This window comes from Herbaspirillum frisingense GSF30, assembly GCF_000300975.2.
GTDB classification, from domain to species: Bacteria; Pseudomonadota; Gammaproteobacteria; order Burkholderiales; family Burkholderiaceae_D; genus Herbaspirillum; species Herbaspirillum frisingense.
In genome coordinates, this window is the sequence record NZ_AEEC02000068.1 from 1 (window position 1) to 8,554 (window position 8,554).

The following is an 8,554-nucleotide window of genomic DNA, read 5'->3' on the forward strand; positions in this document are numbered from 1 at the left end:
CCTGGTTCTGTACCGTCTGTGCCAGCGAGGCGGTGGCCTGATCGGGGCTCATGCCCGCAGCCACCATGCTGTTGACGGCTTCGCCACCGCGATCGACCAGGCCGGACAGTTCGGCATGGAAGAAGGTCGCATCGTTCTCCCAGCTGGTGTTGACGATGGAGGTGGCGATGGCGCCGGCCATGGTGCGGCAGAAACTCATCAAGCCAGCCGCCGAGGCGGTTTCTTCCTCATTGACGCTGGACAGCGCCAGACCGGTCAGCGGCACGAAGAACAGCGGCAGCCCGATGCCCTGCAGGAACAGCGGCCAGCCGATCTGGAAGAAGGACATGTCAGTCGTGTTGAAGGCGCGCAGGAAGGTGATGAAACCCAGCCAGGTCACACCGATGCACACCAGCTTGCGGGCATCGATGGTGGTGGACATCTTGGCTACCATGGGCGCGGTCATCACCGCGAGGATGCCGGTCAGCGCCGAGATGCAGCCCGACCAGGTGGCGGTATAGCCCATGTAGCCCTGCAGCCAGAGCGGCGTCAGCACCACCGAGCCGAAGAAGGCGCCAAAGGCCAGGCAGATGGTGGTCACGCTGGCCGTGAAGCCGCGATGACGGAATACCCGCAGGTCGACGATGGGGTTGCGTTCGGTCAGTTCCCAGATCAGGAATGCGATGAAAAACACCACCGCCGTCACCGCCAGCAGCACGATTTCAGTCGAAGCGAACCAGTCCTTTTCCTTGCCTTCATCCAGCATCAGCTGCAGCGCCGCAACCCACACCACCATCAGGATCAGGCCCACGCGATCGATCGGCAGCTTGAACGTCCTGGTCTCGAAGCGCTTGAGCATGCGCCAGCCGAGGTAGCCGCAGATCAGGGCTACCGGCACGTTGATCCAGAAGATGTAGGGCCAGCTGTACTGGTCGCACAGCACGCCGCCCAGGATCGGACCGGCAATCGGTGCCACCAGCGTGGTCATGGCCCACAGGCCTACCGCAGCGGGCGCCTTTTCCTTGGGGAAGATGCGCAGCAGCAGGGTCTGCGAGAGCGGCATCAGGGGGCCGCCAGCCAGGCCCTGCATCACGCGGAAGGCGATCAGCATGCCCAGCGAATTGGCCAGGCCGCACAGGGCCGAGAACAGCCCGAACATGACCATCGACAGGATGAAGACGCGCACCGTGCCGAAGCGGTTGGCCAGCCAGCCGGTCAGCGGCACCGTGATGGCTTCGGCCACCGCGTAGGAGGTGATGACGTAGGTACCCTGGCTGGTGGAGGCGCCAAGCGCCCCGGCGATGGTCGATACCGAGACGTTGGCGATGGTGGTATCGAGCACGGCGATGAAGTTGGCCGCCGCCAGCAGGATGCCGGCGCCGACCAGCTGGGCGCCGCTCAGTGGCGCTTCGAACAGCGCCGGCTGGGCGGTGGGAGGAGGTGTGGGCGGAGATGCGGGCGGCGAGCCGGCATCTGCGCTGAGTGTGGATGACATGGGAAACCTCGTCTTCTCGTGGGGCCTGGCTTACAGCGCGGCGGCCTTGGTCTCGGTGCTCTGCGCGGTCTTGGGCTGGAGGTTGCCGGCCTGGATCTGGCCGCGGGTATCGATCTCCACCACCATCGACAGGCCCACCGACAGCGGGCGCTGCGCCAGTTCCTTGGGGTCCAGCGAGATGCGCACCGGCAGGCGCTGGACCACCTTGATCCAGTTGCCGGTGGCGTTCTGCGCCGGGATCACGGCAAAGGCCGAGCCGGTACCGCCGGAGAGGCCCGTGACCACGCCGTGGTATTCCACCGAGCCGCCGTAGAGGTCAGCCTTCATGGTCACCGGCTGGCCGATGCGCACCTTGGTCAACTGGCCTTCCTTGAAGTTGGCGTCCACGTGCATCTGCTGCAGCGGCACCACCGACAGCAGGGTGGCGCCACTCTGCACGCGCTGACCGACCTGCACCTGGCGGCGGGCGATCACGCCGTCGACGGGGGCGCGCAGGACGGTACGTTCCAGATCCAGGCGGGCCTGGTCGAGCTTGGCGCGGGCCAGTACCACTTCGGGGTTGTCTTCCACGGTGGTGTTGGCGGTCAGCACCGTGCTGGCCTTCTGCGCACCCTGGGTGGCCTTGATGTTGGCGCGTGATTGCACTTCAGCCGCTTCGGCTGCCTTCAGGTTGGCCTGGGCGGTCAGCAGGGCGGTGCGGGCGTTGCTCAATTCCTCGCCCGAGACCGAGCCCGACTTGGCCAGCGCTTCGCGGCGCTGCAGGTCGATCTCGGCACGCTTGAGGTCGGCCTGGGCCGACAGCAACTGCGCACCGGCGCGCTTCTGCTCGGCTTCGCGGGCCAGCACCTGGGCTGCCAGGCCGGCGTCATTGGCGAAGAAGCCCTTGACCTTGCGCTCGGTGCGGTCCAGGTCGGCAGCGGCCTGGTCCACTGCCAGCCGGGCGTCGGCGTCATCGATGCGCACCAGTACCTGGCCCTTCTTGACGGCCTGGGTATCGACCACATCCACGGCCGACACGATGCCGTTGACGGCCGGGGTGACGGTGGCGATCTCGGTGGCGGTGTAGGCGTTGTCGGTCTCGACATAGCGCGAGCCGATCAGATACCAGTAGGCGCCGTAGCCGACGGCCGCGATGGCGACCACGCCGCCGAAGATGGAGAAGAGCTTCTTGCGCTTTTGCGCGGCCGCGGCCCGGGCGGCGGCTTCATTGCGTTGCTTGGCGTCGTCGGCCAGGGTCTGGGTCGCTTGGGAATCGCTGTGGGACATGATGATCAACCTTTCGCTTGCGTATTTGGCATATCGTTGTGGGGCGCGTCGGCGCTGTTCTGGCGGCTGCTGTCGTCGGTGGCGCGGTAGCCACCGCCCAGGGCGCGCACCAGCGCGACATCCAGGGTGAACATGCGCGAGCGCAGATCGGAGAGCTGGCGCAGGTTGCTGATGAGCGTGTCCTGCGCATTGAGTACGTCGAGGTAGTTGGCCAGGCCGCCGTTGTAGCGGTTGCTGACGATGCGATAGGCCTCCTCGGCTGCATCGGCGGCGGCTTGCACGTCGGCCAGGCGTCCGGCCAGGGCTTTTTCGCTCACGCCGACATCGGCCACGTCCTGCAGGGCCTGGGTGACGGCCTGGTCGTAGTTGGCCACGGCTTCGTCATAGCTGGCGCTGGCGGAGCGGAACTGTCCGCGCAGGCGACCGCCGTTGAAGATCGGCAGCGAGATCGCCGGGCCGACACTGCCGATGTCCGAACCGCTGCGCGTGAGCATGTCGATGCCCAGCGACTGGAAACCGAAGTAGGCCGTCAGGTTGACGTTGGGATAGAAGGCCGCGCGCGCCACCTTGATCTGCTTGCCGGCGGCTTCTGCACGCAGGCGTGCGGCCACGATGTCGGGCCGGCGGCCCAGCAGTTCTACCGGCAGTTGCGCCGGCAGGGCGAAGGGCTTGGACAGGTCGATCTGCGGCCGGACCAGTTGCAGGCCACGATCCGGCCCGGCGCCCAGCAGTGCGGCCAGCTTGTTGCGCTGCAGGCCGATGGATTCGTCGGTGGCCTTCAGGTCGGCCTGGGCAATGGCGCGACGTGCTTCCATCTGTTTGACCGAACCACGCGTTTCCAGGCCGTTGCCGAAACGCTGGTTGAACAGGTCCAGGCTTTCCACCCGCACCTTCAGGGCGGCTTCGTTGGTATCGCGCTGGGCGTAGAGCTGGGCCAGGTCGGCATAGGCCGAGGCAATCGAGGTGGCCAGCGTGATGCGGGCCTGGGCGGCATCGGCGCGGCTGGCTTCCAGTTCCGAGGTGGCCGACGCCAGTGCGGCGCGGTTCTTGCCCCAGAAGTCGATCTCGTAGCTGAAGTCCAGGGTGGCGCGGGTTTCGTTGTTGTAACCCTTGGGGACGAAATCGGGCGGCACGCCATTGTTATAGGACTGCTTCATCCGGTCCAGCGACGCATTGGCGCTGATCTGCGGATACAGTGCCGCACCCTGCTGCTGGGCCGCGCCTTCGGCCTTCATCAGCCGCGCCTTGGCCACGGCCATGGAGGGTGCGCCTTGCAGGCCTTCGGCGATGAGCGCATCCAGTTGCGCGTCGCCATAGACCTTCCACCACTGGTCGCTGGGCCAGGCGGCCTGCACTGCGGTGGCCGCCAGCGTCTGGCTTGCTTGGTACTGCGCGATGGATTTGGGTTCGGCGCGTGGGCCGAGATCGGTGAAGGAGGCGCAGCCTGCCATGAGCGTTGCCGTCAGCACGGCGGCCGAGGCCGTCACGGCCCGCCGCCAGGGCTGAGGACGTCGCGGCGACGGCGAACGCTGACCGTGGAGAGATGAATTGTTATTCATGTTTGTGGAGTGTGGAGTGAACAACTGAAGCAGAAATGCTTGGTTTTAAAACTGTACAGTTCAGTATAGTATTTGGTTTTATGAATAGTCAAGACTCATTGCGAGAAATTACTCGCCTTTGTGCGGCAAAGCCGCAACAGCGAATTTGGACGGGCAATTGATGTGAATCTGGCGGCTTTGGATGGCTTCTCCGCCTATAATTCGACATTGGCCGCAGCAAGCACCGCGATGCCGGCCGGCACCACAGGAAAATTCATGCGCAAGAAAAGTGAAGAACGCCGCCAGGCAATGATTGATATCGCTGCCGAGGTGTTCAACGAAATCGGTTTCGAAGCAGCCTCGATGGCGGAAATCTCGGCCCGGGTCGGCGGTTCCAAGGCCACGCTCTACAACTATTTCAACTCCAAGGAAGAAATCTTCGTGGAGGTGATGATGAAACAGGTGGGGTGCCAGTTCGAAGAACTGTTCATGGCCTTACGCAACGAAGACGATCTGAAAACCGGTTTATTGCGTCTGGCGACGCATTATTTGAGTGTGGTGTTCCGGCCCGAGGTGATTGCCGTCAAACGATTGGCCTCGTATTACGCCGGCAAGTCCGATCTGGGCCCCATGCTCTACGAGCGTGGCCCCCGTCGTGGCTGGACCCGCATCGCCGAGTTCCTGAAGGTCAAGATGGACGAGGGCAAGCTGCATGGCGGCGATCCCTGGATCGCGGCCATGCAGTTCCGGGGCTTGATGGAGGCGGAATGGATGGAGATGCGCGTGCTCAACGTGGTCACCGACATCACGCCGCAACAGCAGCGCGAATCGGCCGAGCGGGCGGTCCAGGCATTCATCTACCTGTACCAGCCACGCTGAGGCGGGTAGCTCAGAAGCTCAATGCGGCCGCGTGCTGGTAGGCGATCGTCATGCCCATCGGTGTGGCGATCCAGGCCTGTTCCCGGTGGGAGGCTTCCGAGATATCGTTGGCCGTCATCCTGGCAAAGCGCTTCTTGATATCGAGCAGCAGGGCCAGTTCCTCTTCATCGAAGCAGTTCCGGTCCGACGCCAGCAGCGGCAGGACCTGTGTTCCCTCGGTGGTGCCTACCTTCACTTCCACCTGGCGAATCAGGCCACGTTGTTCCAGCAGCGAGAACAGCAGCCGGAACGCCGAGGGAACCGGCCCATACGGCAGACGTTCATAGGCCAGTCCGGACAGGCTGCGTCCCCGTTGCTTGTAGAAACTGAAGTCGCTGTAGAACAGCAGCTTGTTGAGTTTCGTGACGAAGACGCCTTCCGGTTCGCTCAGCAGCAGCACCAGTTGCCCCAGCTTCTCCAGGTGGATTCCCTCGGCCGGTGCAGTACGCACGCTGGCCAGAAAGGCCTTTTCCAGCGCCTGGGCGGCGGCCTTCTTTTCGAGATCGGCCAGCAGGCGGGAACGTACCTGCGGTGCCAGGTCGGCGGCCGTGCGCACCAGTTCCATGGCGGTTTCGGCCGAGCGCATGGCCATACGCATGGCCTTGTCATGGGCGTCGGACTGCAGCTTGCCGTTCTCGTAGCGACTGACGGTGGCCACGCCCCAGCCGAGTACGGCCGCCAGTTCGACCTGGGACAGTCCGAGCGACTTGCGCCACGCCGTCAGTTGCGCCGGCCGGACCATGTCGTGCTTGTCGCGATACAGATCGCGCGCCAGGGCCAGGCTGTCGTCCATCTCCATCGTCTGGAAACTTTCGCCGCAGCGCTGGCAGGCGAAATAGTTCACCGGAACCTCGAAGGCTTCCTTGTTCACCGTCCGGATTTCGGTCGTACTCACGGCCTGTACCGTGCCTTCGCCGGCACAGTTGGGGCAGATATCGAAAAGCTTGTTGTCCATCAGACGCTCCATTGAACGGGGGGCTTGGAGAAGGGAAAGGTCATCGTCCTCTCAGGGGGATGGAAGGACATGCAGGTGGTCTTGCGGCCATCCTTGCTGACTGCCAGGCAGAGCTTGATGTACACCCGCCGTACTACCTGTTCCTCATCGACCCACTGGATGACGGCCTTGCCGAAGTGCCACACCCAACCCGCACCCCAGTCGTTCTGATTCGGGCCATAGCTGTAATCTTCCACGCGCAGTTGTCTGAGCGCCATGATCACGTCGCGCATGTCGAAATCGAGTTCATCCAGGAAATCCAACGTCTTGCGCTGGCGCGAAAGGATGATTTCCTTCGGGTTGATGGCAGACAGCTGGTTGAGAAAACCTTGGACCTGCAAGCGGGTGGCAGACATCGTATGGGCTCCAATATAAATCAATTGATAAGTTAATGGTTATTGCATATCAAATGATGTTGCTCAGTAGATACATTTGAGCTTTGGATGCTCCATCAATCAGCGTCCATGTGGTCACGAAAAAGTTGGAAAAAGATAAAGAAAAAGGCGGACGCAAAAAAAGCCCGGCTCACCGCAAGGGCAAGCCGGGCCACATGATGGCGGGCTGACGTAAAGCGATCAGCGCTGATGCACCTTCACCCCCGCCGAATAGGTCGCGGCAATGGCGCGGTCGTCCCCCAGGATGGCCAGGGCGAACAATTGTTCTTCCAGGCTGTCGGTGGTCGCACTGCGGCGCGCCAGCAAGGGCGTGGCCTGCGGATCAAGGACGATGAAGTCGGCATCACAGCCCGGCGTGAAGCTGCCGATGGTCCCCTCCAGTTGCAGGGCGCGTGCACCGCCCAGGGTGGCGAGGTAGAACATGCGCTGCGCCGGCAGATAGGTGCCGCCCATGCGCGCCACCTTGTACAGCTCGTTCATGGTCTGCAGCATCGAGAAGCTGGTGCCGCCACCGACATCGGTGGCCAGCGACAGCGGTACCCGTGCCGCGTCGGCGCGGGCAAAGTCGAACAGGCCACTGCCCAGGAACAGGTTGGAGGTGGGGCACAAGGTCGCAGCCGACTGCGTGGCGGCCATGCGCGCGCGGTCCTGGTCGTCCAGCCAGATGCAGTGCGCATACAGGGCGCGCTGGCGCATGAGGCCGTAGCCGTCATAGACGTCCAGGTAGCTGCGCGCATCCGGGTAGAGCGCCTTGACCCACTTCACTTCGTCGGTGTTCTCGGCGACGTGGGTCTGGATATACGTATCCGGATACTGCGCCGCCAGTTCACCGGCCAGCTTCATCTGCGCATGCGTGGACGTCGGTGCGAAACGCACGGTGATGGCGTAATGCTGGCGTCCCTTGTTGTGCCAGCGCTGGATCAGCGCCTCGCTCTCGCGTACGCCGCTCTCGGCCGTGTCACGCAGGAAATCGGGGGCATTGCGGTCCATCAGGCACTTGCCGGCCACCATGCGCAGGTTGCTCGCATGGCTGGCGCTGAAGAAGGCATCCACCGACTGCGGATGCACGGTGCAATACACCGCCGCGCTGGTGGTGCCATTGCGCAGCAGTTCGCTCAGGAAGAAGTCGGCCACTTCGGCCGCATGTTCGGGCTGCTGGAAGCGACGTTCGGCCGGGAAGGTGTAGTTCTCCAGCCAGGGCAGCAGCCCCGGCGCCGGTGAACCGATGATGTCGGTCTGCGGGTAGTGGACGTGGGTATCGATGAAGCCGGGGCAGAGGATCTTGCCGCGCAGGTCCTCGGTGGCGGTGCCAGGCGGCAGGCTGGCGGCCAGCGCGGCATAGTCGCCGGCGGCCTGGATCTTGCCGTCCTGGACCAGCAGCAGGCCGTCGCTGTGCCAGTGTGTGGCGTGTTCGTCGAAGGCGGGATCGTTGCTGAAGTACAGCAGGCTGGCGCGGTAGGCTTGCAGGGATGGGCTCATGGTATTTCCTCGTTGCAGGCGGACTGGCGCTCATTGGGCGCAGGCCGTCGATTCAATATTCATCATACTGGAAGGCACAGACGTGAAGATGCTTTCCGTACAGGGATAGGGGGGAATCGATGGGGAAATCCGATCGTGTCTGGCGCCTGGAGCGGGACTGGTGACGCAGATTTCCGGAGGGTGACGGCAGGGTGTTCCTTCAGCCTCTGCCGTCCAGAGCGTGTGTGACGAGGGGAGAGGGATAGCGTTGCGCGGCCGGCTGGCGGGACCGCAATTCCCACAACTGCATCAGTTGGGCGACCACCGCGATGGCGATACTGGCCGGTTCCTTGCCGTAGATGCCGGGAATGCCGATGGGGCAGGTGATGCGTTCCAGCTGCTGCGCACTGTAGCCGCGTTCGGCCAGGCGATGTTCGAACTGCCGGCGCTTGGTGATCGACCCGATCAGGCCGAACCAGGCCGCATCCCCGCGCTTCAGGATGCGTTCGGT

Annotated in this window: 8 protein-coding genes; 1 reads left to right on the plus strand and 7 read right to left on the minus strand. The window is 63.7% G+C overall.

Features of this window, described 5'->3' with window-relative positions:
- The 3 genes from HFRIS_RS24120 to HFRIS_RS24130 form a co-directional block, all read right to left on the minus strand.
- On the minus strand, positions 1–1,474 hold a 1,474-nt coding region (locus HFRIS_RS24120), incomplete at its 3' end, for a DHA2 family efflux MFS transporter permease subunit (protein ID WP_006465648.1).
- Positions 1,475–1,504: 30 nt separating this feature from the next.
- The gene (locus HFRIS_RS24125; protein WP_209443048.1) at positions 1,505–2,740 is read right to left on the minus strand and encodes an HlyD family efflux transporter periplasmic adaptor subunit; all 1,236 of its coding nucleotides are present in this window, start codon (positions 2,738–2,740) and stop codon (positions 1,505–1,507) included.
- Positions 2,741–2,745: 5 nt separating this feature from the next.
- Positions 2,746–4,299 carry an efflux transporter outer membrane subunit gene (locus HFRIS_RS24130; RefSeq protein ID WP_152486760.1) on the minus strand — a complete coding sequence of 518 codons (1,554 nt, stop codon included), beginning with the start codon at positions 4,297–4,299 and terminating at the stop codon, positions 2,746–2,748.
- Between the two features lie 255 nt (positions 4,300–4,554).
- Between HFRIS_RS24130 and HFRIS_RS24135 the strand changes: the two genes are divergently transcribed.
- The gene (locus tag HFRIS_RS24135; protein ID WP_039877242.1) at positions 4,555–5,157 is read left to right on the plus strand and encodes a TetR/AcrR family transcriptional regulator; all 603 of its coding nucleotides are present in this window, start codon (positions 4,555–4,557) and stop codon (positions 5,155–5,157) included.
- Between the two features lie 10 nt (positions 5,158–5,167).
- Here HFRIS_RS24135 and HFRIS_RS24140 read toward each other — a convergent pair whose 3' ends face one another.
- The 4 genes from HFRIS_RS24140 to HFRIS_RS24155 form a co-directional block, all read right to left on the minus strand.
- Positions 5,168–6,151 carry a type II TA system antitoxin MqsA family protein gene (locus HFRIS_RS24140; protein WP_006465652.1) on the minus strand — a complete coding sequence of 328 codons (984 nt, stop codon included), beginning with the start codon at positions 6,149–6,151 and terminating at the stop codon, positions 5,168–5,170.
- Positions 6,151–6,546: a hypothetical protein gene (locus tag HFRIS_RS24145; protein ID WP_006465653.1), complete on the minus strand. Its 396-nt coding sequence runs from the start codon at positions 6,544–6,546 to the stop codon at positions 6,151–6,153. The genes HFRIS_RS24140 and HFRIS_RS24145 overlap by 1 nt, the downstream gene beginning before the upstream one ends.
- 219 nt (positions 6,547–6,765) lie before the next feature.
- Positions 6,766–8,064 (minus strand): guanine deaminase, encoded by a 1,299-nt coding sequence (gene guaD / locus HFRIS_RS24150; RefSeq protein ID WP_006465654.1) that lies wholly within the window; start codon positions 8,062–8,064, stop codon positions 6,766–6,768.
- 199 nt (positions 8,065–8,263) lie between these two features.
- The coding region (locus HFRIS_RS24155; protein WP_006465655.1) for an XdhC family protein at positions 8,264–8,554 on the minus strand (291 nt) is incomplete at its 5' end.